24 protein-coding genes are annotated in these 21,096 nt (G+C 67.4%); 19 read left to right on the forward strand and 5 right to left on the reverse strand.

Annotated features, from left to right (window positions below; all coding sequences use genetic code 11):
* The first annotated feature begins 18 nt into the window (after positions 1-18).
* The 9 genes from ACTJJX_RS06560 (at position 19) to ACTJJX_RS06600 (ending at position 8,989) form a co-directional block, all read left to right on the forward strand.
* Positions 19-807, forward strand: coding sequence for a protein phosphatase CheZ (locus ACTJJX_RS06560; RefSeq protein ID WP_003083075.1), 789 nt, complete (start codon positions 19-21; stop codon positions 805-807).
* Positions 808-1,007: 200 nt separating this feature from the next.
* Positions 1,008-3,269: a chemotaxis protein CheA gene (locus ACTJJX_RS06565; protein WP_016851830.1), complete on the forward strand. Its 2,262-nt coding sequence runs from the start codon at positions 1,008-1,010 to the stop codon at positions 3,267-3,269.
* 53 nt (positions 3,270-3,322) lie between these two features.
* On the forward strand, positions 3,323-4,429 hold the full coding sequence (locus tag ACTJJX_RS06570; protein WP_003083085.1) for a protein-glutamate methylesterase/protein-glutamine glutaminase: 1,107 nt from the start codon (positions 3,323-3,325) through the stop codon (positions 4,427-4,429).
* Positions 4,430-4,517: 88 nt separating this feature from the next.
* Positions 4,518-5,258 (forward strand): flagellar motor protein, encoded by a 741-nt coding sequence (locus tag ACTJJX_RS06575; RefSeq protein ID WP_003083089.1) that lies wholly within the window; start codon positions 4,518-4,520, stop codon positions 5,256-5,258.
* 12 nt (positions 5,259-5,270) lie between these two features.
* Positions 5,271-6,161: a flagellar motor protein MotD gene (gene motD / locus ACTJJX_RS06580; protein WP_003083090.1), complete on the forward strand. Its 891-nt coding sequence runs from the start codon at positions 5,271-5,273 to the stop codon at positions 6,159-6,161.
* Positions 6,162-6,255: 94 nt separating this feature from the next.
* Positions 6,256-7,044: a ParA family protein gene (locus tag ACTJJX_RS06585; protein ID WP_003083092.1), complete on the forward strand. Its 789-nt coding sequence runs from the start codon at positions 6,256-6,258 to the stop codon at positions 7,042-7,044.
* Positions 7,045-7,135: 91 nt separating this feature from the next.
* On the forward strand, positions 7,136-8,026 hold the full coding sequence (locus ACTJJX_RS06590; protein WP_003083094.1) for a CheW domain-containing protein: 891 nt from the start codon (positions 7,136-7,138) through the stop codon (positions 8,024-8,026).
* Between the two features lie 45 nt (positions 8,027-8,071).
* Entirely contained in the window at positions 8,072-8,551 is a 480-nt protein-coding gene (locus ACTJJX_RS06595) for a chemotaxis protein CheW (RefSeq protein WP_003083098.1), read from the forward strand.
* A 30-nt stretch (positions 8,552-8,581) separates the two neighbouring features.
* Positions 8,582-8,989: a DUF2802 domain-containing protein gene (locus ACTJJX_RS06600; RefSeq protein ID WP_003083101.1), complete on the forward strand. Its 408-nt coding sequence runs from the start codon at positions 8,582-8,584 to the stop codon at positions 8,987-8,989.
* A 33-nt stretch (positions 8,990-9,022) separates the two neighbouring features.
* On the opposite strand, the gene ACTJJX_RS06605 is transcribed toward ACTJJX_RS06600, so the two are convergent.
* On the reverse strand, positions 9,023-9,709 hold the full coding sequence (locus ACTJJX_RS06605; RefSeq protein WP_016851829.1) for a glutathione S-transferase family protein: 687 nt from the start codon (positions 9,707-9,709) through the stop codon (positions 9,023-9,025).
* Positions 9,710-9,817: 108 nt separating this feature from the next.
* Between ACTJJX_RS06605 and ACTJJX_RS06610 the strand changes: the two genes are divergently transcribed.
* The 4 genes from ACTJJX_RS06610 (at position 9,818) to ACTJJX_RS06625 (ending at position 12,947) form a co-directional block, all read left to right on the forward strand.
* Positions 9,818-10,789 carry a helix-turn-helix transcriptional regulator gene (locus ACTJJX_RS06610; protein WP_003083105.1) on the forward strand — a complete coding sequence of 324 codons (972 nt, stop codon included), beginning with the start codon at positions 9,818-9,820 and terminating at the stop codon, positions 10,787-10,789.
* Positions 10,790-10,879: 90 nt separating this feature from the next.
* A complete protein-coding gene (locus ACTJJX_RS06615; protein WP_003083108.1) occupies positions 10,880-11,296 on the forward strand; it encodes a hypothetical protein in 417 nt (138 codons plus the stop codon).
* A 57-nt stretch (positions 11,297-11,353) separates the two neighbouring features.
* Entirely contained in the window at positions 11,354-12,076 is a 723-nt protein-coding gene (locus ACTJJX_RS06620) for a polyphenol oxidase family protein (protein WP_003083110.1), read from the forward strand.
* Positions 12,077-12,209: 133 nt separating this feature from the next.
* Positions 12,210-12,947, forward strand: a complete 738-nt coding sequence (locus tag ACTJJX_RS06625; RefSeq protein ID WP_003083112.1) for an SDR family oxidoreductase — start codon at positions 12,210-12,212, stop codon at positions 12,945-12,947.
* 65 nt (positions 12,948-13,012) lie between these two features.
* Here the strand turns inward: ACTJJX_RS06625 and ACTJJX_RS06630 are convergent, their stop codons facing one another.
* The 4 genes from ACTJJX_RS06630 to fliK all read right to left on the reverse strand — a co-directional run bounded on the left by ACTJJX_RS06630 (position 13,013) and on the right by fliK (position 15,927).
* On the reverse strand, positions 13,013-13,354 hold the full coding sequence (locus ACTJJX_RS06630; protein WP_003117799.1) for a hypothetical protein: 342 nt from the start codon (positions 13,352-13,354) through the stop codon (positions 13,013-13,015).
* A 107-nt stretch (positions 13,355-13,461) separates the two neighbouring features.
* Positions 13,462-14,016, reverse strand: a complete 555-nt coding sequence (locus ACTJJX_RS06635) for a GNAT family N-acetyltransferase (protein ID WP_003083119.1) — start codon at positions 14,014-14,016, stop codon at positions 13,462-13,464.
* Between the two features lie 100 nt (positions 14,017-14,116).
* On the reverse strand, positions 14,117-14,452 hold the full coding sequence (locus tag ACTJJX_RS06640; protein WP_003083121.1) for an EscU/YscU/HrcU family type III secretion system export apparatus switch protein: 336 nt from the start codon (positions 14,450-14,452) through the stop codon (positions 14,117-14,119).
* Positions 14,449-15,927 carry a flagellar hook-length control protein FliK gene (gene fliK, locus ACTJJX_RS06645; RefSeq protein WP_003083123.1) on the reverse strand — a complete coding sequence of 493 codons (1,479 nt, stop codon included), beginning with the start codon at positions 15,925-15,927 and terminating at the stop codon, positions 14,449-14,451. The genes ACTJJX_RS06640 and fliK overlap by 4 nt, the downstream gene beginning before the upstream one ends.
* Before the next feature lie 285 nt (positions 15,928-16,212).
* Here fliK and ccmA point away from each other — a divergent pair, with 285 nt between their 5' ends.
* The 6 genes from ccmA to ACTJJX_RS06675 all read left to right on the forward strand — a co-directional run bounded on the left by ccmA (position 16,213) and on the right by ACTJJX_RS06675 (position 21,095).
* Entirely contained in the window at positions 16,213-16,914 is a 702-nt protein-coding gene (gene ccmA, locus ACTJJX_RS06650) for a cytochrome c biogenesis heme-transporting ATPase CcmA (RefSeq protein ID WP_003161803.1), read from the forward strand.
* Positions 16,911-17,582: a heme exporter protein CcmB gene (ccmB, locus tag ACTJJX_RS06655; RefSeq protein WP_003083130.1), complete on the forward strand. Its 672-nt coding sequence runs from the start codon at positions 16,911-16,913 to the stop codon at positions 17,580-17,582. Before ccmA ends, ccmB begins: the two co-directional genes overlap by 4 nt.
* Before the next feature lie 122 nt (positions 17,583-17,704).
* Complete coding sequence (locus tag ACTJJX_RS06660; RefSeq protein ID WP_003118689.1) at positions 17,705-18,463, forward strand: heme ABC transporter permease; 759 nt, start codon at positions 17,705-17,707, stop codon at positions 18,461-18,463.
* Positions 18,460-18,636, forward strand: coding sequence for a heme exporter protein CcmD (ccmD, locus tag ACTJJX_RS06665; protein WP_003083136.1), 177 nt, complete (start codon positions 18,460-18,462; stop codon positions 18,634-18,636). Before ACTJJX_RS06660 ends, ccmD begins: the two co-directional genes overlap by 4 nt.
* Positions 18,633-19,121: a cytochrome c maturation protein CcmE gene (gene ccmE / locus ACTJJX_RS06670; protein ID WP_003107323.1), complete on the forward strand. Its 489-nt coding sequence runs from the start codon at positions 18,633-18,635 to the stop codon at positions 19,119-19,121. The genes ccmD and ccmE overlap by 4 nt, the downstream gene beginning before the upstream one ends.
* A complete protein-coding gene (locus ACTJJX_RS06675; RefSeq protein ID WP_003107324.1) occupies positions 19,122-21,095 on the forward strand; it encodes a heme lyase CcmF/NrfE family subunit in 1,974 nt (657 codons plus the stop codon).
* The last annotated feature ends 1 nt before the right edge of the window (position 21,096 follow it).

Consider the following 21,096-nt stretch of genomic DNA (forward strand, 5'->3'; position numbering starts at 1 on the left):
GCCGGCCAAGAGGGTGTCATGGTGCTTGGTAACGATTCCACGGGCGACGAATTCGAATCGACCCTGAAAAAACATGCGCGCGAACTGGTGGACTGTCTCGAACGGGGGCACTTCCAGCAGGCGGTGCAATTGATCCAGGAGCTCAGCCAGGCCAGGGACCGTGGCCTCTACCAGGAAGTGGGCAAGCTGACCCGCGAACTGCACAACGCCATCGTCGATTTCCAGATCGACCCGCATTCCCCCCACGCGCAGGAAATGTCGCAGATCGCCGATGCCACCGATCGTCTTTCCTACGTAGTGGAAATGACCGAGAAGGCCGCCAACCGGACCATGGACCTGGTGGAGCAGAGCGCCCCGCTGGTCAACCAGTTGGGCGACGATTCGCGGGAGCTGCACCAGGAGTGGCAACGCTTCATGCGCCGGGAAATCGACGCTGACGGCTTCCGCGAGCTGGCCAAGCGCATCGAACAGTTCCTCGTGCGCAGCGGCGAGAACGCCGGCCAGTTGTCCTCGCAGCTCAATGACATCCTGCTGGCGCAGGATTACCAGGACCTGACCGGCCAGGTGATCAAGCGTGTCACCAAGCTGGTCACCGAGGTCGAGAGCAACCTCGTGAAGCTGGTCTGGATGGCCGGCCAGGTGGACCGTTACGCCGGAATCGAGCACGACCACGTGAGCATGCGCCACCAGGCCGCGCTGGAGCGTTCGGCCAAGGGCGAGGGGCCGCAGGTCGCCGCGGAAAAACGAGAGGATGTGGTGTCCGGGCAGGATGACGTGGACGATCTGCTGTCCAGCCTGGGTTTCTAACCCGCCCGGCTCAAGACTGCGGCATCGCTGCCGTTAAGTAAGCATTGAACGCTGGCATCCGCGGGCTGCTGGCACAGCCTTCGTCATGCCGGTGATCCCGGCGGGCGGGCTGAAGTCGGTCCGGAAAGCCGGGCCGGTATTTCCGGCAGGACAGCGGTCCTGCCGATCCTTTCGAGTAACACGTCTCTGGGAGCAGCCGAATGAGCTTCGACGCCGATGAAGAAATCCTCCAGGACTTCCTGGTTGAGGCCGGCGAGATTCTCGAGCAATTGTCCGAGCAACTGGTCGAGCTGGAGAGCCGGCCGGACGACATGGACCTGCTCAATGCCATTTTCCGTGGGTTCCATACGGTCAAGGGCGGTGCCGGCTTCCTCCAGCTGAACGCGCTGGTGGAATGCTGCCACATTGCGGAAAACGTCTTCGATATCCTGCGCAAGGGCGAGCGGCGCGTCAGCTCCGAACTGATGGATGTGGTGCTGCAGGCGCTGGATACGGTCAACGCGATGTTCGACCAAGTGCGCGAGCAGTCCGAACCGACCCCGGCGACGCCCGAACTGCTGGCGGCCCTTGCCCGCCTGGCCGAGCCCGAGGGCGCCGCGCCCGCGGAACCTGTGCAAGCGCCGCCGGCGGCCGTTCCGCCAGCCGAGCCTGCGGCGCCGCCGGAAGCGCCCGCGCAGAGTGCCTCCAGCGATATCACCGACGACGAGTTCGAGCAGTTGCTGGATGCTCTGCAGGGCGACGAAGCGCCGGCCTCCGCCGTTGCAGAAGCGCCCGCGGCTCCCGCTGGCGACGAGATCAGCGACGCCGAGTTCGAGGCGTTGCTCGACCAGTTGCACGGCAAGGGCAAGTTCGTCCCGCCGGCGGTCTCGGCCGAGCCTGCGCAAGTCCCCGCCGAGGCGGTCGAGCCGGCCGCGGCTGCCGCTGGTGACGATATCAGCGACGACGAGTTCGAGGCGCTGCTCGACGAACTGCACGGCAAGGGCAAGTTCGGCGATGTCCCGGAAGCCGCCGGCACACCCGCCGCACCGGCTGCCGCGGCTCCAGCGGCTGCGCCGGCGGAGCAGGGCAAGGCGCCGGCCGCCGCGGGCGGCGATGAGATCAGCGACGACGAGTTCGAGTCGCTGCTCGACGAACTGCACGGCAAGGGCAAGTTCAACGGCGCCTCCGAGGCCGTGACGGCTGCCGCGGCGGTAGCCAAGAACATCGCAGCGAAGAGTCCCGCGGCGAAACCGGTCGCTCCGGCCAAGGCCGCCGCCGCGCGTCCGGCGGCGCCCGACAGGCCGGCGGCGAGCGAGGCGGAGACCACCGTGCGGGTGGATACGGCGCGTCTCGACGAGATCATGAACATGGTCGGCGAGCTGGTGCTGGTGCGTAACCGCCTGGTGCGCCTGGGCCTGAACAGTGGCGACGAGGCCATGGCCAAGGCCGTGGCCAACCTCGACGTGGTCACCGGCGACCTGCAGATGTCGGTGATGAAGACCCGCATGCAGCCGATCAAGAAGGTCTTCGGCCGCTTCCCGCGCCTGGTTCGCGACCTGGCGCGGAACATGAAGAAAGAGATCAACCTGGAGCTGGTGGGCGAAGAGACCGACCTCGACAAGAACCTGGTCGAGGCCCTCGCCGATCCGCTGGTGCACCTGGTGCGCAACGCCGTCGACCACGGCATCGAGAGTCCGGAGGAGCGCGAGGCCGCCGGCAAGCCGCGGGTCGGCCAGGTGGTGCTGTCAGCGGAGCAGGAGGGTGACCACATCCTCCTGATGATCACCGACGACGGCAAGGGCATGGACGCCGAGGTGCTGCGCAACAAGGCGGTGGAGAAGGGCCTGCTGGAGCGCGATGCGGCGGACCGCCTGACCGACCTGGAGTGCTACAACCTGATTTTCGCCCCGGGTTTCTCGACCAAGACCGAGATTTCCGACGTGTCCGGCCGCGGTGTCGGCATGGACGTGGTGAAGACCAAGATTTCCCAGCTCAACGGCACGGTCAACGTGTTTTCGCAGAAGGGGTCCGGCTCGAAGATCGTCATCAAGGTGCCGCTGACTTTGGCGATCATGCCTACCCTTATGGTGATGCTGGGCAGCCAGGCGTTCGCCTTCCCGCTGGTCAACGTCAACGAAATCTTCCATCTTGACCTGTCGCGCACCAATGTCGTGGATGGCCAGGAAGTGGTGATCGTCCGCGACAAGGCCTTGCCGCTGTTCTATCTCAAGCGCTGGCTGGTGCCGAGTGCGGCCCACGAAGAGCAGGGTGAAGGACACGTGGTGATCCTGTCGGTCGGCACCCAGCGCATCGGTTTCGTCGTCGACCAGTTGGTGGGACAAGAAGAAGTGGTGATCAAGCCACTCGGCAAGATGTTGCAGGGCACCCCCGGCATGGCGGGCGCCACCATCACCGGGGACGGGCGCATCGCCCTGATCCTCGATGTGCCGAGCATGCTCAAGCGTTACGCACGGCGCATCTGACGCCGCGTATGGGTTTCCGGCGGCGCAGGAGCGTCGCCCTCTGAGGAGTAGCTATGGCAGTCAAAGTCCTGGTGGTGGACGATTCGGGGTTCTTCCGCCGCCGTGTCTCGGAGATTCTCTCCGCCGATGGACAGATCCAGGTGGTCGGCACCGCCACCAATGGCCGCGAGGCCATCGAGCAGGCGCTGGCCCTGAGACCCGATGTGATCACCATGGATTACGAGATGCCGCTGATGGACGGCATCACCGCGGTACGCAACATCATGCAGCGTTGCCCGACCCCGGTCCTGATGTTCTCCTCGCTGACCCACGAGGGCGCGCGGGTGACCCTGGATGCACTGGACGCTGGAGCGGTCGACTACCTGCCGAAGAATTTCGAGGACATCTCGCGCAACCCGGACAAGGTCCGCCAGTTGCTCTGCGAGAAGGTCCTGACCATCGCCCGTAGCAATCGTCGCTCGATCAGCCTGCCGCCGCTGCCTTCGGCCACCTCGTCCAGCCATGCGCCGGCGTCGTCCTCCAGCGTCGGCGCGAGCGCGCGTGTTGGTGCCGGCGCGTCGCCGGCCCCGGCGTCGACCTCGGCGGCGCCGAAGCGCAAGGCCTACCGGCTGGTCGCGATCGGTACCTCCACCGGTGGACCGGTTGCCTTGCAGCGGGTGCTGACCCAGTTGCCGGCCAACTTCCCGGCGCCGCTGGTACTGATCCAGCACATGCCGGCGGCCTTCACCAAGGCCTTCGCCGAGCGCCTCGACAAGCTGTGCCGGATCAACGTCAAGGAGGCGGAGGACGGCGACATCCTGCGTCCCGGCCTGGCGCTGCTGGCGCCGGGCGGCAAGCAGATGATGGTCGACGGCCGCGGCACGGTGCGCATCCTCCCCGGCGACGAACGCCTGAACTACAAGCCCTGCGTCGACGTGACCTTCGGCTCGGCGGCCAAGGCCTACAACGACAAGGTCCTGGCGGTGGTCCTCACCGGCATGGGCGCCGACGGGCGCGAGGGTGCGCGCCTGCTCAAGCAGGGCGGCAGCCAGGTGTGGGCGCAGGACGAGGCCAGTTGCGTGATCTACGGGATGCCGATGGCCGTGGTCAAGGCCAACCTGGCGGACGCGGTGTACGGGCTCGACGACATCGGCCGGCACCTGGTCGAGGCGTGCCAGTAAGCGTGCGTGCAGGAATGAGGAGACTGCCTTCGATGGCCACCCACGTGACGAGCTGCGCGCGCCTTCGCCGAGCCGAGGGGACGCGCTGATGGATGTGCTCAGCCTGGTCGGGATCATCCTGGCGTTCGTCGCCATCGTCGGCGGCAACTTTCTCGAGGGCGGCCACGCCGGAGCCCTGCTCAACGGTCCGGCGGCGCTGATCGTGATCGGCGGCACCCTGGCCGCGGCGCTGTTGCAGACCCCGGTGAACGTGCTCAAGCGCGGCCTGGGCATGCTCGGCTGGGTGTTCTTCCCGCCGCGCGAGGATCTTTCCGGGGGAATCGACCGGATCGTCTCCTGGAGCATGACCGCGCGCAAGGAAGGCCTGCTCGGCCTGGAGAGCATCGCCGATGCGGAGCCCGATCCCTATGCGCGCAAGGGCCTGCAACTGCTGGTGGACGGCGCCGAGCCGGAAGTCATCCGCAGCATCCTCGAGGTCGACCTGTTCACCCAGGAAAGTCGCGACCTGCAGGCCGCCAAGGTGTTCGAGAGCATGGGCGGCTATGCGCCGACCATCGGCATCATCGGCGCGGTAATGGGCTTGATCCATGTGATGGGCAACCTGGCCAACCCGGCGCAGCTCGGCAGCGGCATCGCCGTGGCGTTCGTCGCCACCATCTATGGCGTCGGCTTTGCCAACCTGCTCCTGCTGCCGATCGGCAACAAGCTGAAAACCCTGGTACTGCGCCAGTCGCGCTACCGCGAGATGCTCCTGGAGGGCCTGCTGTCCATCGCCGAGGGCGAGAACCCGCGTTCCATCGAGTTGAAGCTGCAAGGCTTCATGGACTGACCGGAGCCGAGCATGCAGCGTCGCCGTCGCCACCAGGAGGAACACGAGAACCACGAACGCTGGCTGGTTTCCTATGCCGATTTCATCACCCTGTTGTTCGCCTTCTTCGTGGTGATGTATTCGATTTCCTCGATCAACGAGGGCAAGTACAAGATCCTCTCGGAGACCCTCACCGGGGTGTTCAACCAGCCCGACCGCTCGTTGAAGCCGATTCCCATCGGCGACGAGCGGCCGCGCACCACCGAGCCGGAGCGCACCAGCGTCGAGGAGCAGCCCAGCGACAACGCGGCCAGCGCCGACTCGCTGGAGCGGATCGCCGACAGCGTGCGCGATGCCTTCGGTGACCTGATCGCCTCCGACCAGTTGAGCGTGCGCGGCAACGAGCTGTGGATCGAGATCACTCTCAATTCCAGCCTGCTGTTTCCCAGCGGCGATGCGCTGCCCAACGATGCCGCCTTCGATATCGTCGAGAAGGTCGCCAAGATCCTGGCGCCCTACAAGAACCCGATCCATGTCGAGGGCTTCACCGACGACGTGCCGATCCATAGCCCGCGCTATCCCACCAACTGGGAACTGTCGGCGGCGCGGGCGGCGAGCATCGTCCGCCTGCTCGGCAACGATGGGGTCGAGCCGTCGCGGATGGCTGCGGTGGGCTATGGTGAATTTCAACCGGTGGCAGACAATGCCAGCGCCGAAGGGCGGGCGAAGAACCGCCGGGTGGTGCTGGTGATCTCGCGCAACCTGGAGGTACGGCGCAGCGTCAGCGGGGTCGGCAGCGGCAAGGCGCAGCCGGATTCGGCGCTCCGCCACGCAGGCTCGGCAGCTGGCACGCAAGCTGCAGATACTGGCGGTACGCCGGCGCCCGCGCCGGCAACCGTCAATTCCCCGTCGCCTTCGCCATGAGCGCGCGAAACATGGTTTGCGTACGGGCGCCGGGGCCGAACTGGCCAGTAGTGCGGCCCCAACCGGGTGGACCCATGCCAGGAAGAGTAGAGCAATGAAAGTCTGGGCAGTCGCCAATCAGAAAGGAGGGGTCGGCAAGACCACCTCGTCCATCGCCCTGGCCGGCCTGCTGGCGGATGCCGGCAAGCGCGTGGTCGTGGTCGACCTGGACCCCCACGGCTCGATGACCAGCTATTTCGGCTATGACCCGGACACCCTCGAGCACAGCGCCTTCGACCTGTTCCTGCACCAGGGCAACGTCCCCGAGGGGCTGCCGGCCTCGCTGCTGCGCAGCACCAGCAACGAACGCATTTCCCTGCTGCCGTCGAGTACCGCGCTGGCCACCCTGGAGCGCCAGTCGCCGGGCAAGAGCGGTCTCGGCCTGGTGGTCTCGAAGAGCCTGGCGCAGCTCTGGCAGGATTTCGACCATGCGATCATCGACAGCCCGCCGCTGCTCGGCGTGCTGATGGTCAACGCCCTGGCCGCCAGCCAGCACCTGGTGATCCCGGTGCAGACCGAGTTCCTCGCGGTGAAAGGGCTGGAGCGGATGGTCAACACCCTGGCGATGATCAACCGGTCGCGCAAACAGGCGTTGCCCTATACCATCGTACCTACGCTGTTCGACCGGCGGACCCAGGCTTCGCTGAGCACGCTGCGGATTCTCAACGAGAACTACCCGGACAACCTGTGGCAGGCGTTCATTCCCATCGATACCCGCCTGCGCGATGCCAGCCGGGCCGGGGTCACGCCGTCGCAGCACGACGGCAAGAGTCGCGGGGTGATCGCCTACCGCGCCTTGCTCAAGCATCTGCTGGCGCAGCAGCCGGCCACCCGGGTGGCCTGATGGCGCGCCGGTCGCCGCGCCGACAGGCGCATTCAAGCCGCACCGGAGTGCGGCCGATAACCGTTGTAGACCCCTGTCGCGGAATACCCACATGAGCGCCGCCACCGCCACCCGTTCGCAACTGGCCTTGCAGTCCTACCTGGATGCGTTGCTCCAGGAGGCCACTTTCGAGGACCTGGAACCTCTCGTCGAGACGCCGCCAGCGCCTGCGCCCGCGCCGTTGAAGCCTGTCGCGCTGGCGGTCGCCGAAGTGGCGACACCGGCCCCGGCGCTGGAAACGCTGCCGGTCGACCACGGGTTCGACGAGTTCGAGGCCGCGGTGCTCGAGGAGCAGGTCCGCGATGCGCGCCTGGTTCCGCCGGCGCCGGCGGCCCTGCTCGACGAACCGACGACGTTGCGCGAGCTGCCGGTCGAGCCACGGCCCCACGAAGTCATCGAGTTGCGCGTGCCGAGCGCCCCGGCGAGCGTCGGCGAGCCGCCGCTGCTCGACCTGCCGCTGCTCGACGACGGTCGTCCGGCCTGGGCGGCGGAGCCCTTCGAGTGCCTGCTGTTCGACGTCGCCGGGCTGACCCTGGCGGTGCCGCTGGTGTGCCTCGGCTCGATCTATCCGCTGGAGAACCAGGAACTGACCCCGTTGTTCGGCCAGCCCGACTGGTTCCTCGGCATCCTGCCGTCGCAGGCGGGCAACCTGAAGGTGTTGGACACCGCACGCTGGGTGATGCCCGAACGCTACCGCGACGACTATCGCGACGGCCTCAAGTACGTGATCTCGGTCCAGGGCTACGAGTGGGGGCTGGCGGTGCACCAGGTGAGCCGCTCGATCCGCCTCGACCCGGCCGAGGTGAAATGGCGCAGCCAGCGTAGCCAGCGGCCCTGGCTGGCCGGCACGGTCATCGAACACATGTGTGCGCTGCTGGATGTGGCGGCGCTCGCCGAACTGATCGCCAGCGGCGCCGTCAAGCGCCTGCACGGCGACCATTGATAGACAGCTTCCGCCACTTGCGGCGGTTTTCGAGAGGTTAGGGGAATGAGCAAAGCCACCGCGCAAAGCGCCGAAGATCCGATCCTGCAGTGGGTCACCTTCCGCCTGGACAACGAGAGCTACGGCATCAATGTGATGCAGGTCCAGGAGGTGCTGCGCTACACCGAGATCGCCCCGGTGCCGGGCGCGCCGAGCTACGTGCTGGGCATCATCAACCTGCGCGGCAACGTGGTCACGGTGATCGACACCCGCCAGCGCTTCGGCCTGGACCCTGCGCCGGTCAGCGACAACACGCGGATCGTCATTATCGAGGCGGACAAGCAGGTGGTCGGCATCCTGGTCGACAGCGTCGCCGAGGTGGTCTACCTGAAGCAGTCGGAAATCGAGACCGCGCCGAACGTCGGCAACGAAGAGTCGGCCAAGTTCATCCAGGGTGTCTGCAACAAGAACGGCGAGCTGCTGATCTTGGTCGAGCTGGACAAGATGATGACCGAGGAAGAATGGTCGGAGCTGGGCAGCATCTGATGCGTTCTACCGACACGAGGGCCTGCTGAGATGGAGGTCGTCGCGCTGGCACTGGCGCTCGCCGCCTGCCTCGGCCTGGCGGCGGCGTGCCTGTGGCTGCGCCGTGAATTGCGCCGCCTGCAAGCTGCGCTGGCGCAGCAGGCGGAGGAGGGCGCCGCGCGCGAGCGCCGGCTCAAGGAGCTGAGCAAGCGCATCGAGTCCTACCAGCAGGTCAACGTGCGCATGGGCGAGGCCTTGCAGGACCTCGGCAAGCAACTCGCGCCGCTTCCCGACCGGGTCGCGCGCCTGGAGCAGCGCGATCCGACCACGCTGTCGTTCAGCCAGGCCGCACGCCTGGTCGGGCTCGGCGCCAGCGCCGAAGACCTGACCCAGGCCTGCGGTCTGTCGCAGGCCGAGGCCGAGCTGGTGGCGCGCCTGCACGAAGCCAAGGGCAAGTGACGGTCGCCGGCCCGGCGCTGGCGCTGGCGCTTTTCAGGCGAGCAGGCGGCTCGCCACTTCTGCCAGTGTCGCCTCTCCCCTGAACTCCCCGCAGCTCTGCGCCGGCAGGCGATCCTCGATGGCATGGGCGAAGCGCACCGCCGGGTCCTGCTCCAGCTTCTCCAGGTGTCGATGCAGGCGCGGAAAGTCGTGTTGCAGGTCGAAGTAGCCCAGCTCCCGTCCCCAGCGAGCGGTACCCGCGAGGTAGGCGTCGGCCACGCTCGGCCCTTCGCCGGCCAGCCACTTGCGGTCGCCGAGCAGCTTGTCGATCCGGCCATAGGCTCGCGCCGCGCGCGTCAGCGCCCTTGCCGTCGTGGTTGCGTCGGCGTCCTCCAGATAGAACAGGGCTCCCCAGGCCGAATGGCATTCGGTATGCAGGAGGGCGAGGGCGAAGTTCAGTTCGTCGAACTCGGCGCTGCCCTGCGGATAACCGAGCTTCCTGCACAGGTCGCGCGCCGCCAGGTGCTGGAGAATGGCCAGGCTTTCGCTGAGCGCGCGGCCGTCCTCCAGGAGCAGGGTGGGCGTCTGGCGAGCCGGGTTCAGGCGCACGTAGGTGCGCTCGCCGGTCTCCAGCGGCATCTCGATCCGACACAGGCGATAGGGGCGGCCGAGCCACTCGAGGGCCACGATCGAGCCGAAGGAACAGCCGTGGGGTACGCCATAAAACAGTACAGGTTCCATTTTCCATCTCCGTTCAGGTAACGCACGTTGCGCATCGCAACCGGGCTGAACGCAGGGTAGAGGGGATATAGGCTATATTCGGTCCTGTTTTTTCCGACGGATCGAAAAATGTCCAAGCCCACGGTGCGCGTGCTCGCCCTGCTCGAACTGCTGCAGAGCCACGGCCAACTCAGCGGTAGCGAGCTGGCCAGGCGCCTGGAGGTGGATGGACGGACGCTGCGTCGCTATATCGTCGCCCTCGAGGAGCTGGGCATTCCCATCTCGGCGGAGCGCGGACGCCATGGCGGTTACCGCCTGGTGGCCGGTTTCAAGCTCCCGCCGCTGATGTTCAGCGCGGAGGAAACCCTGGCCGTGTCCCTCGGCCTGCTGGCGGTGCGCAGTCTCGGCCTGGGCGAAAGCGAGCTGGCCCTGGAAAGTGCGCAGGCCAAGCTGAGCAGGGTGATGCCCGTTGCGCTGCGGCGGCGCCTCGTGGCGCTCCGCGAGACCGCCAGCCTGGACCTGGCCCGCGCCCGGGCGGGAACCAGTGTGGCGGCGCTGGCGACCCTCGCCGAAGCCGCCCAGGTCCGTGCGCGGGTCGAGTTCCGCTATCGCGACCCGCAGGGCGCCGAAACCCTCCGCCAACTCGATCCCTACGGCCTGGCCTATCGCAACGGCTGCTGGTACGTCAGCGGTTTCTGCCACCTGCGCCAGGCGTTGCGCTCGTTCCGTCTCGATCGCCTGGACGCGCCGCGCATGCTGGCGGAGCGCTTCGAGCGACCGGCGGATTTCGATACCCTCCGCCACCTGCGGGAGAGCTTCGCCCGGATGCCGCGCGCCTACCCGGTGGAAATCCTGATGCGGGCGGCGAGGGAGCAGGTGGTCGCGGTGCTCGGCGAGCCCCTCGGTCTGCTCGCCGAGGTCGATGGCGGTACGCTGTTGCGCGCCAGCACCGACGACCTGGACTGGTTCGCCCGGCGCCTGTGCGGCCTGCCGTTCGACTTCGAGGTCAGGCAGCCGCTGGAGTTGCGCGAGCCGTTGAGGCGCCAGGCCGAGCGTGTCCTGCGTAACCTGGGCCAGGAGGAAGCTTCGGATCACAGGTAGGCATTTAGAGGAAAAGTCCTATTAATTGCGCGGCTGTCGCTTTCTAGAATCGGTCCTGGTCAACCCGCACGTTTCCAGGAGGCCACAAGGATGCCTGCAATACCCCTGCGCGCCATGGTGCTGTGCGCCAACCCCGGCCGTCTGCTCAGGTACGGAGCGCTGTTCAACCGCTGCGGCTACTTCCACCTGAGCCTGTGCCTGGACCGACGGGAGCTGCGGCGCTCCCTGGACCAGGGTTACCCGTACGACTATTGCCTCTACGACGGATTCCGCCTGGACCAGGGCTGCAAGGGCACGCTGGCGATGCTGGGACGCAGCGGCAGCATCCGGCGCTTCCTGCTGGTGGGCGAACTCGATTGCCGCGAGAAGCGCCTGTTGTTCGAGTGGAGCAGAGGCCATGGCCTGAGCATCGGCGCGGTGTCCGACCGGCCTTTGGGCCAGGTCGCCCTGGCTGCGTTGATCAAGCGTGATCGTGGCTGCCCCGACCTCCTGCGCGGCATCGCCTGAGGCGGCTTCCGGGAAGATGAGGTAAGGTCGTTTTCCAACCTTCCATGGCGAGACAGCATGACCGTCCAGGCCGACATCCTCAAGGCGATCGAAGGCATCGAGCATGGCTTCCAGCAAGCCGGCCAGGCACTCTCCGAACGGATATTCCATTGCCGGCAGGTGCATGGCGCCGAGATCGTCGACGCGCGCTCGTTGTCGGAATCGGGACGGCATGCCGCCGACGGCGTTTTCAGCGAAGGGCCGCTGGCGGTCGCGGTGGTCACCGCGGACTGCCTGCCGATTCTCATGAGCAGTCGCGACGGTCGGGTGGTGGCCGCCCTGCACGGCGGCTGGCAGGGGCTGGTCGCCGGTATCGTCGGCGCGGCGGTGGCGCGCTTCAATGCGCGCGGCGTCGCCAGCGCGGACATCCGGGTCGCCATCGGTCCCGGGATCAAAGCCTGCTGCTACGAGGTGAGTGCCGGGTTCATCGAGGCGTTGCAGGTCGGCCACGGCCGCCTCTGGGAGGGCGCGGTGCCGCCCTGGAGCCAGCGTCGTCCGCTCCCCGAGCGGCCACCCCGGTTCGCTCCGCCCGAGCCAAGGCAGGCGGAGCAGGGCGCCTGGCTGGACCTGGTGGCCTTCTGTCGCCAGTTGTTCCAGGCCGCCGGCGTCGGGCCGGCGCAGATCGAAGCCAGCGCCGTCTGCACCTACTGTTCCGGCGATGCGTTCGCCAGTCATCGCCGACGCCAGCGCCTGGGCGAGGAGAAGCGTCAGCAGTACGCCTGGATCGCGCGCAAGCCGTGACCGCGTATCGGTATTGTCCGGAAATCCTGGATAGTCATGACGGTTGTCTGCTGTTTATCCGCCAATACCCGGCTTCTAGACTTTCCCTGTCGATGCGTGGCTGTCGCCACGCTCATTCCAGGAGAGTCCCAGCATGCCTGACATCACCCAAGCCGCCATCGTCACCGGCGCCTCCCGCGGCATCGGTCGCGCCATTGCCCGGCGGTTGGCCGCCGACGGTTTCGCGGTCGCGGTCAACTATGCCGGCAACCAGACCATGGCCGACGAGGTCGTGGCCGAAATCGTCGCCGCCGGCGGCACGGCCATCGCCGTACAGGGCGACGTGGCCAGCCCGGAGGACATGGACAAGCTGTTCGAAGCCACCAGGGGCGCCTTCGGCCGCATCGACGTGGTGGTCAACAGCGCCGGCACGATGCCCTACCTGAAGATCGCCGACGGTGACCTGGAGGGCTTCGACCGGGTGATCCGCACCAACCTGCGCGGCGCCTTCATCGTGCTCGGCCTGGCTGCCCGGCATGTCGAGCGCGGCGGACGGATCATCGCCCTGTCCACCAGCGTGATCGCCCGGGCGCTGCCCAGCTACGGTCCGTACATCGCGTCCAAGTCCGGGGTCGAGGGGCTGGTGCACGTGCTGGCCAACGAGTTGCGCGGCCAGGACATCAGGGTCAACGCGGTGGCGCCCGGCCCGGTGGCCACCGAGCTGTTCTTCAACGGCAAGAGCGCCGAACAGATCGACCAGATCGCCAGGCTGGCGCCGCTGGAGCGTCTCGGCGAGCCGGACGAGATCGCCGCGGCGGTGTCCTTCCTCGCCGGGCCGGACGGGGCCTGGGTCAATTCCCAGGTGCTGCGGGTCAACGGCGGTTTCGCCTGAGCCGTGTGGGCGGGGCACGAAAAAGCCGGCGCGAAGGCCGGCTTTTTCGTGGTCGCCACTGGCGGTCAGCGGTCGTTCTTGGTCGAGGAGCCGATGGCGTTGCTCAAGCCCTTGCTGTTGTGATCGCCGGGGGTGGTGGCGGAGATCGCGCTGGCCTGCGACAGCCCGCGGCTGTCGCGGGAGCTGGCGATGCCGGAGGTGGCTGAACCATGGCCTTTGCTGGAGTGGCCGCCGAGGTTGCCGCCATGGCTGCCGCCCTTGCCGCCGCCATGACCGCCACCGTTGCCGCCGCCATTTCCGCCCTTGGCATAGGCGGAGCCGACAGGAGAAAGCTCGCCAGGCAGCAGGGTGCTGCCCGCGAACAGCAGGCCGAGAGCAGCTACGGCGAACAGGGTATGTTTTTTCATTTGAGGGATGCCTCCGCAGGCATGTGGTGTGCCGTCTAAAGACCGTTGCGCGAACGACAGGTTCTGTGGAAAGCGACGGATGGCGGGCCCTGCCGGTGGTTCCTCCTTCAGCGGTTGCGCCAGTGCTCGGCGAGCAATCCGTAGAGCGCCGAGTCGGAGACTTCTCCGGAAACGATCCAGCGTTGTGCGAGCAGGCCCTCCTGGCGGAAGCCCAGGCGCTCCAGGCTGGCGGCCGAAGGCCGGTTGCGCGGATCGATCTCCGCCTCCAGGCGGTTCAGGTCGATTTCATCGAAAGCGAACGCCAGCAGCCTGCGCAGCGCCTCGCCCATGTAACCCCGGCCCTGGGCTGCACGTGCCAGGCAGTAGCCGAGTTCGGCGCGGCGCGAGCCTTTCTCGAAATGGAAGAGGATACAACTGCCGAGCAATTGGCCGTCTTCTCGACGCTCGATGGCCAGGTTCAGGTATTCGCCGTCGACGAGCGCCTGGCTGTCCCGCAGGATCGCCTCGCGGGCCTGCGCAGGGGTCGTCCACGGCGGTGTGTTCCAGTAACGCATGACTTCCGGGTCGGACATCATGGCGAACAGCGGCGCGGCGTCTTCCTCTCGGAAAGTGCGTAGCCGCAGGCGCGGGGTGTCCAACGGGTGGGGAAAGACGAAGTTCATCGGGCGCTCCTTTGCCGAGGTCGGAGGCTGCGCAGCTTAGCGCGCAGCGGCGAGGTCCTGGAGCTGATGTGCGTGCGGATGTTTCGCCGTGCGGGCTGGCTCAGTCGCCGGGACCGCCGAGTAGCAGCATCTGGTTGCCATCCGCGGCGTCCGGCGCGAATCCCTCGGGACACTTGCCTTTCAGGTGCCAGGCGAAGGCGATGATCTCAGCGATGGTGCGATACAGCGCTTCCGGAATGGCGTCGCCGAGTTCCAGGCGGGCGAGCAGGCGGACCAGCTCGGCGTTCTCGTAGATCGGTACCTCGTAGTCGCGGGCGATGGCCAGGATCGCCTCGGCCAGTTCGGCGTCGCCCTTGGCGGAAAGGGTCGGCGCGGCCTGGCCGTCGTAGCTCAGGGCGATGGCCTGGCGCGGGGCGGGTGACTGCTTTCTGTTCATGCGGTTTCGTCTACCCAGCGTTGTTCGATGGTCGCTCGCGGGCCCTGGGGCGGGCGGCCGCGTTGGCAGGTGATCTCGCCAACGGTCAGGCCGGCGTCGCGCAGGCGTTGGCGCAGGTGGCCGAGTTCATGCTCGACCAGCCGCGCGGTCGCGTCGCGCTCGGCCCAAAGCTGGCTGGACAGGCTGCCGCGTAGCAGGGTCGCCTGGGCGTGCAGCGGTCCCAGCGGCTCCAGGTCGAAGGCCAGTTCGACGCGCCAGAGGCTTTCGCGGGCCTCTTCGCCGGTCTTGCGCTGTTCTTCCTGGAACTTCACCTGCAACGGTACCACCGAGTGCTGATGGCGCATGGGCACCTCCATCTGCCAGGTCGCCAGTTGGGTGCCATCCGGCAGGGTGCTGGTCTGCGCCAGGCTCGACAACTGATGGGTCTGCAGGCGGGAGATCGCCGCGGCGGCAAGGCGCAGCAGCGACTCCAGTTCCATGTCCTCGTCGAACAGTTGGAGAACCTTGCTCGGCAGGGGAAAGTTCAGTGCCTGGGTCTTGTTGGCGCTCTGTCCCAGGTTGCCCAGGGCGTTGCGGACAAAGGCCGGCAGCGCCTGGGCCAGGTTCGCCGTGTTGCCGGCGAACATGCCCGGCGCCTGGGCGCCGGTCGGCGGCAGCGGCGACAGCTGGGCGAACAGGCGCAACAGGTTGGCCTTCAGGTCCTGGCCGAGATGATCGGTGGCGCCCTGCATCAGGCGCGCCTCGAGGAACAGGCCGCTCTGCTGCAGGGCCTGGCCGAGCAGCTTGGAATCGCCCATCTTCTGCGCCTCCGGCAGGCCGGCGAAGAGGCGCTCCACGGCCTGGCGCAGGCTGTCCGGCAGGTCGTTGCGGCCGTTCAGCCCCTGCAGGGCGGCGAACAGGCCTTCCAGGGAAGCCTGGCGGGCGCTCTGCCCGGCCAGTTGCTGGCCCAGCGCAAGCTGGTCGAGGCGTCCGCTGAGCGGCAGGAAGTCGATCTGCTGGCTGTTTTTCACCAGCGCCGTGAGCAGGCTGCCGACCGGCAGCGCCTGGGGCGAGTCGAGGCTCAGCTTGCTGCCGGCGAGCGGCGTGTTGAGCAGGTTCAGCAGGACCCGGTAGACCACCTGTTGGGCCTTGTCCGCCGGCAGCGCGGTGCTGGACAGGACCTTGCCCTGGAGCAGGGTGCCGGGCGGCAGTTGCTCCAGGTCGAGGCTGCTCAGCGGGCCAGCGCCGGCCATGCTGTCGAGCAGGGTTGCAACCACGCTGGTGTTGCTGGTGGCGCTGACGTTGAGCAGGTTGCCCGGCACCAGCGGCCGATTGCTCTGCACTTCCACCAGGCTCTGCCCGCTGTTCGCCAGGGTCAGCTTGAGCAGGACCTGGAAATTGTTCGCCAGGCCTTCCTTGACCGCCAGCACCTCGGCCTTGCCCGACTCGCCTTCGCCCAGCAGGCCGGCCAGGGTCTGCACCAGCTTCAGGGTCATCTCGGCGTCGGCCTGGGCGTTGCCCTGCGATTGCGCCGGCGGCAGCGGGCGTGGGGCGGAGACCGGGGGTAGTGGCGGGGAAGCGCCTATCTCGGCTGGCATGGGTAACAACCTGTCTTAAACGACCCTGCGGAGGCTGGGGAAGGGCGTGTATAATGCCGCGCCTGTCAAACAGGCTGGCCGCGTCGTCACCAGTATAGCGGCCGTGTTTATCCCGACTTTAGGGTCTGTTCCGTGAAGGCCTCCGGCGCCGCGACGAGGAGAGACGCTTGGCGATGTTGTTCGATGTCCGATCCTGCTGAAGTCCCCACAGCCAGCCCCTTGCTGGAAACCGTCGGGCTCGCCTGCGAGCGCGACTGGCGCATGCTGTTCGAGCGCCTCGACCTGCGCCTGGCCGCCGGCGAGATGTTGCAGGCGGTGGGTCCCAACGGCAGCGGCAAGACCAGCCTGCTGCGCCTGCTGTCCGGACTGATGCAGCCGACCGCCGGGGAAGTCCGCCTGAACGGCCGGCCGCTCGCCGAACAGCGCGGCGAACTGGCCCGCAGCCTGCTGTGGATCGGCCACGCCGCGGGAATCAAGGGCCTGCTCAGCGCCGAGGAGAACCTCACCTGGCTCTGCGCGCTGCACCAGCCGGCCAGCCGCGAGGCGATCTGGCAGGCCCTGGCCGACGTCGGCCTGCGTGGCTTCGAGGACGTTCCCTGCCACACCCTTTCCGCCGGCCAGCAACGCCGCGTGGCGCTGGCCCGCCTGTACCTGGACGCACCGCCCTTGTGGATCCTCGATGAACCCTTCACCGCCCTCGACAAACAGGGGGTGGCGCAACTGGAAGCGCACCTGGCCGGGCATTGCCAGCGCGGCGGGATGGTGGTGCTGACCACCCACCACAGCCTGCAGCAGGTGCCCGCCGGCTACCGCGAGCTGGACCTCGGTGCGCTCAAGGCGGCCAGCGGCGCGACGGTCGAGCCGGCGTTGGGCGATCCGGCATGAGCAACGTCTTCAGCCTGCTTCTGGCGCGCGAGGCGCGCCTGCTGTTCCGCCGACCGGCGGAGCTGGCCAACCCGCTGGTGTTCTTCGCCATCGTCATCGCCCTGTTCCCCCTGGCGGTCGGGCCGGAAAGCCAATTGCTACAAACCTTGTCGCCCGGCCTGGTCTGGGTGGCGGCGCTATTGGCCGTGCTGCTCTCGCTGGAAGGGCTGTTCCGCAGCGATTTCGAGGACGGTTCTCTGGAGCAGTGGGTCCTTTCGCCGCACCCCCTGGCTCTTCTGGTGCTGGCCAAGGTGCTGGCACACTGGCTGTTTTCCGGGCTGGCCCTGGTCCTGATGTCGCCGCTGTTCGCGCTGATGCTGGGCCTGCCGGCCCGTTGCATACCGGTGCTGCTGCTTTCCCTGTTGCTCGGTACGCCGGTGCTGAGCCTGCTCGGCGCCGTCGGCGCGGCCTTGACCGTGGGCCTCAAGCGCGGCGGCCTGTTGCTGGCGCTGCTGATCCTGCCGCTGTACATCCCGGTGCTGATTCTCGGTAGCGGGGCGCTGCAGGCTTCGCTGCAGGGACTGCCCAGCAGCGGACATTTATTGTGGCTGGCGAGCCTGACGGCGCTAGCATTGACACTCACGCCATTCGCCATCGCTGCCGGCCTGAAGATCAGCGTAGGCGAGTGAGTCCGCCCGCCGAAGGCATCGGCGGGCGTGCGGTACCGGGCGGCTGTGCCGCCCACGCTTGACCCGGGCTGGCAGCGGAAGGTCTGCCCGGTATTTCCAAAGAGCCCTGTAAACAGAGCCTGATGATGAATTGGACATGGTTTCACAAGCTTGGGTCGCCCAAGTGGTTCTACGAGATCAGCGGCCGCTGGCTGCCCTGGTTCGCCGTGGCGGCGGCGCTGCTGATCGTCACCGGCTGCGTCTGGGGGCTGGCCTTCGCGCCGCCGGACTACCAGCAGGGCAATAGCTTCCGCATCATCTATATCCATGTGCCGGCGGCCTTCCTCGCCCAGTCCTGCTACGTCATGCTGGCCGTGGCCGGTGCCGTCGGGCTGATCTGGAAGATGAAGATCGCCGACGTGGCGGTGCAGTGCGCCGCTCCCATCGGCGCCTGGATGACCTTCGTCGCGCTGCTTACCGGGGCCGTATGGGGCAAGCCGACCTGGGGCGCCTGGTGGGTCTGGGACGCACGCCTGACGGCGATGCTGATCCTGCTTTTCCTCTATTTCGGCATCATCGCCCTCGGCCAGGCGATCAGTAACCGCGACAGCGCGGCCAAGGCCTGTGCCGTACTGGCCATCGTCGGCGTGGTGAACATCCCGATCATCAAGTACTCGGTGGAATGGTGGAACACCCTGCACCAGCCGGCCACCTTCACCATCACCGAGAAACCGGCGATGCCGGTGGAGATGTGGTTGCCGTTGCTGATCATGGTCCTCGGCTTCTATTGCTTCTTCGCGGCCATGCTGCTGGTGCGCATGCGCCTGGAAGTGCTCAAGCGCGAGTCCCGCACCACCTGGGCGAAAGCCGAGGTGAAGGCCCTGGTGGAGAAGGCACGATGAGCTTCGAATCGTTCGGCGACTTCCTCGCCATGGGCCATCACGGTCCCTACGTCTGGTCGGCCTACGGCATCAGCCTGCTGGTGCTGGCGATCAATGTCGCCGAGCCGCTGCTGGCCCGGCGCCGCTACCTGCAAGAAGAGGCGCGTCGTCTGCGCCGGGAGGCCCAGCAGTGAATCCGGTCCGCAAGAAACGTCTGATCATCGTCCTCGCCATCGTGGCGGGTGTCGGCGCCGCGGTGGGCCTGGCGCTGTCGGCCCTGCAACAGAACATCAACCTGTTCTACACCCCGACCCAGATCGCCAACGGCGAAGCGCCGACCGACACCCGCATACGCGCCGGCGGCCTGGTGGAAAAGGGTTCTCTGCAACGCAGCGAGGATTCGCTGAACGTGCGTTTCGTGGTCACCGACGGCGCCAAGGAAGTGACCATCGCCTACCATGGCATCCTTCCCGACCTGTTCCGCGAGGGGCAGGGCATCGTCGCCCTCGGCAAGCTGGGCGGCGACGGCGTGCTGGTGGCCGATGAAGTGCTGGCCAAGCACGACGAGAACTACATGCCGCCGGAAGTCACCAAGGCGCTCAAGGACAGCGGCCAACTGAAGCACTACGAGAACGGCAAGGCCGCCGGCGAGACCTCGTACAACCAGGAGGGCAAGTAGATGATCCCCGAACTCGGCCACCTGGCCCTGATCCTCGCCCTCTGCCTGGCCCTGGTGCAGTCGAGCCTGCCGCTGGTCGGCGCCTGGCGCGGCGACCGCCAGTGGATGAGCCTGGCGCGCCCGGCGGCCTGGGGGCAGTTCGCCTTCCTCGCCTTCGCCTTCGGTTGCCTGACCTGGGCCTTCCTGCGCGACGACTTCTCGGTGGCCTACGTGGCCGGCAACTCCAACAGCGCGCTGCCCTGGTACTACAAGTTCAGCGCCGTCTGGGGCGCCCACGAAGGTTCGCTGCTGCTCTGGGCGCTGATCCTCGGTGGCTGGACCTTCGCCGTGTCGATCTTCTCCCGGCAACTGCCGGAGGTCATGCTGGCCCGCGTGCTGGCGGTGATGGGCATGATCAGCACCGGCTTCCTGCTGTTCCTGATCATCACCTCCAACCCGTTCAGCCGCCTGCTGCCGCAGACCCCGATGGACGGCAACGACCTCAACCCTCTGTTGCAGGACGTCGGCCTGATCGTCCACCCGCCGATGCTCTACATGGGTTACGTCGGATTCTCGGTGGCCTTCGCCTTCGCCATCGCCGCACTGCTCGGCGGCCGCCTGGACGCCGCCTGGGCGCGCTGGTCGCGGCCCTGGACCCTGGTAGCCTGGGCCTTCCTCGGTATCGGCATCGTGCTCGGCTCCTGGTGGGCCTACTACGAGCTGGGCTGGGGGGGCTGGTGGTTCTGGGATCCGGTGGAAAACGCCTCCTTCATGCCCTGGCTGGTCGGCACTGCACTGATCCACTCGCTGGCGGTGACCGAGAAGCGCGGCGTGTTCAAGAGCTGGACCGTGCTGCTGGCGATCGCCGCTTTCTCCCTGAGCCTGCTGGGCACCTTCCTGGTCCGCTCCGGCGTGCTCACCTCGGTGCACGCCTTCGCCTCCGACCCGGAGCGCGGGGTGTTCATCCTCGCCTTCCTGCTGCTGGTGGTCGGCGGCTCGCTGACCCTGTTCGCCCTGCGCGCGCCGGTGGTCAAGAGCCAGGTCGGCTTCGCCCTGTGGTCGCGCGAGACCCTGCTGCTGCTGAACAACCTGGTGCTGGTGGTGGCGGCCTCGATGATTCTCCTCGGGACCCTCTACCCGCTGCTGCTCGATGCCCTCAGCGGCGCCAAGCTGTCGGTCGGCCCGCCGTACTTCAATGCCATGTTCCTGCCGCTGATGGCGGCGCTGATGGCGGCCCTGGCGGTCGGCGTGCTGGTGCGCTGGAAGGACACCCCGAGCCGCTGGCTGCTCGGCATGCTGACCCCGGTGCTGGTGGCCAGCGCGGTCCTGGCGGCGGCCGGTTCGATGTACTTCGGCGATTTCAACTGGGCGGTGCTGGCGGTGTTCCTGCTGTCCGCCTGGGTGGTCCTGGCCGGTTTCCGCGACTTCCTCGACAAGACCCGGCACAAGGGCGTGCTGGCCGGCGCCCGCAGCCTGACCCGCAGCTACTGGGGCATGCAACTGGCGCACCTGGGCATCGCCGTGTGCGCCATCGGCATCGTCCTCAGCAGCCAGTACAGCGCCCAGCGTGACCTGCGCATGTCGCCCGGCGACACCGTCGAACTGGGCGGCTACCACTTCCTCTTCGACGGCGCGAAGCACCACGAAGGGCCGAACTACACCTCGGACAAGGGCAGCATCCACGTCAGCCGCGACGGCAAGGAGATCGCCACCCTGCATCCGGAGAAGCGCCTGTACACCGTGCAGAGTTCGATGATGACCGAGGCAGGGATCGATGCCGGCTTTACCCGCGACCTTTACGTGGCGCTCGGCGAGCCGCTGGAGAACGGTGCCTGGGCGGTGCGCGTGCACGTCAAGCCGTTCGTCCGCTGGATCTGGTTCGGTGGCCTGCTGATGGGCCTCGGCGGCGCCCTGGCGGCGCTCGACCGGCGCTACCGGGTGAAGGTGAAAACACGTGTGCGCGAGGCCCTGGGCCTCGCCGGTCAGGGAGCCTGAG

The sequence above is a fragment of the Pseudomonas sp. 22490 genome (genome assembly GCF_052044465.1).
GTDB classification, from domain to species: domain Bacteria; phylum Pseudomonadota; class Gammaproteobacteria; order Pseudomonadales; family Pseudomonadaceae; genus Pseudomonas; species Pseudomonas aeruginosa.

Coding starts and splice junctions, on each gene's coding strand:
- ACTJJX_RS06560 (WP_003083075.1), top strand. CDS start 19: ATGGTGCTTGGTAACGATTCCACGGGCGACGAATTCGAATCGACCCTG.
- ACTJJX_RS06565 (WP_016851830.1), top strand. CDS start 1,008: ATGAGCTTCGACGCCGATGAAGAAATCCTCCAGGACTTCCTGGTTGAG.
- ACTJJX_RS06570 (WP_003083085.1), top strand. CDS start 3,323: ATGGCAGTCAAAGTCCTGGTGGTGGACGATTCGGGGTTCTTCCGCCGC.
- ACTJJX_RS06575 (WP_003083089.1), top strand. CDS start 4,518: ATGGATGTGCTCAGCCTGGTCGGGATCATCCTGGCGTTCGTCGCCATC.
- motD (WP_003083090.1), top strand. CDS start 5,271: ATGCAGCGTCGCCGTCGCCACCAGGAGGAACACGAGAACCACGAACGC.
- ACTJJX_RS06585 (WP_003083092.1), top strand. CDS start 6,256: ATGAAAGTCTGGGCAGTCGCCAATCAGAAAGGAGGGGTCGGCAAGACC.
- ACTJJX_RS06590 (WP_003083094.1), top strand. CDS start 7,136: ATGAGCGCCGCCACCGCCACCCGTTCGCAACTGGCCTTGCAGTCCTAC.
- ACTJJX_RS06595 (WP_003083098.1), top strand. CDS start 8,072: ATGAGCAAAGCCACCGCGCAAAGCGCCGAAGATCCGATCCTGCAGTGG.
- ACTJJX_RS06600 (WP_003083101.1), top strand. CDS start 8,582: ATGGAGGTCGTCGCGCTGGCACTGGCGCTCGCCGCCTGCCTCGGCCTG.
- ACTJJX_RS06605 (WP_016851829.1), bottom strand. CDS start 9,709: ATGGAACCTGTACTGTTTTATGGCGTACCCCACGGCTGTTCCTTCGGC.
- ACTJJX_RS06610 (WP_003083105.1), top strand. CDS start 9,818: ATGTCCAAGCCCACGGTGCGCGTGCTCGCCCTGCTCGAACTGCTGCAG.
- ACTJJX_RS06615 (WP_003083108.1), top strand. CDS start 10,880: ATGCCTGCAATACCCCTGCGCGCCATGGTGCTGTGCGCCAACCCCGGC.
- ACTJJX_RS06620 (WP_003083110.1), top strand. CDS start 11,354: ATGACCGTCCAGGCCGACATCCTCAAGGCGATCGAAGGCATCGAGCAT.
- ACTJJX_RS06625 (WP_003083112.1), top strand. CDS start 12,210: ATGCCTGACATCACCCAAGCCGCCATCGTCACCGGCGCCTCCCGCGGC.
- ACTJJX_RS06630 (WP_003117799.1), bottom strand. CDS start 13,354: ATGAAAAAACATACCCTGTTCGCCGTAGCTGCTCTCGGCCTGCTGTTC.
- ACTJJX_RS06635 (WP_003083119.1), bottom strand. CDS start 14,016: ATGAACTTCGTCTTTCCCCACCCGTTGGACACCCCGCGCCTGCGGCTA.
- ACTJJX_RS06640 (WP_003083121.1), bottom strand. CDS start 14,452: ATGAACAGAAAGCAGTCACCCGCCCCGCGCCAGGCCATCGCCCTGAGC.
- fliK (WP_003083123.1), bottom strand. CDS start 15,927: ATGACCCTGAAGCTGGTGCAGACCCTGGCCGGCCTGCTGGGCGAAGGC.
- ccmA (WP_003161803.1), top strand. CDS start 16,213: ATGTCCGATCCTGCTGAAGTCCCCACAGCCAGCCCCTTGCTGGAAACC.
- ccmB (WP_003083130.1), top strand. CDS start 16,911: ATGAGCAACGTCTTCAGCCTGCTTCTGGCGCGCGAGGCGCGCCTGCTG.
- ACTJJX_RS06660 (WP_003118689.1), top strand. CDS start 17,705: ATGATGAATTGGACATGGTTTCACAAGCTTGGGTCGCCCAAGTGGTTC.
- ccmD (WP_003083136.1), top strand. CDS start 18,460: ATGAGCTTCGAATCGTTCGGCGACTTCCTCGCCATGGGCCATCACGGT.
- ACTJJX_RS06675 (WP_003107324.1), top strand. CDS start 19,122: ATGATCCCCGAACTCGGCCACCTGGCCCTGATCCTCGCCCTCTGCCTG.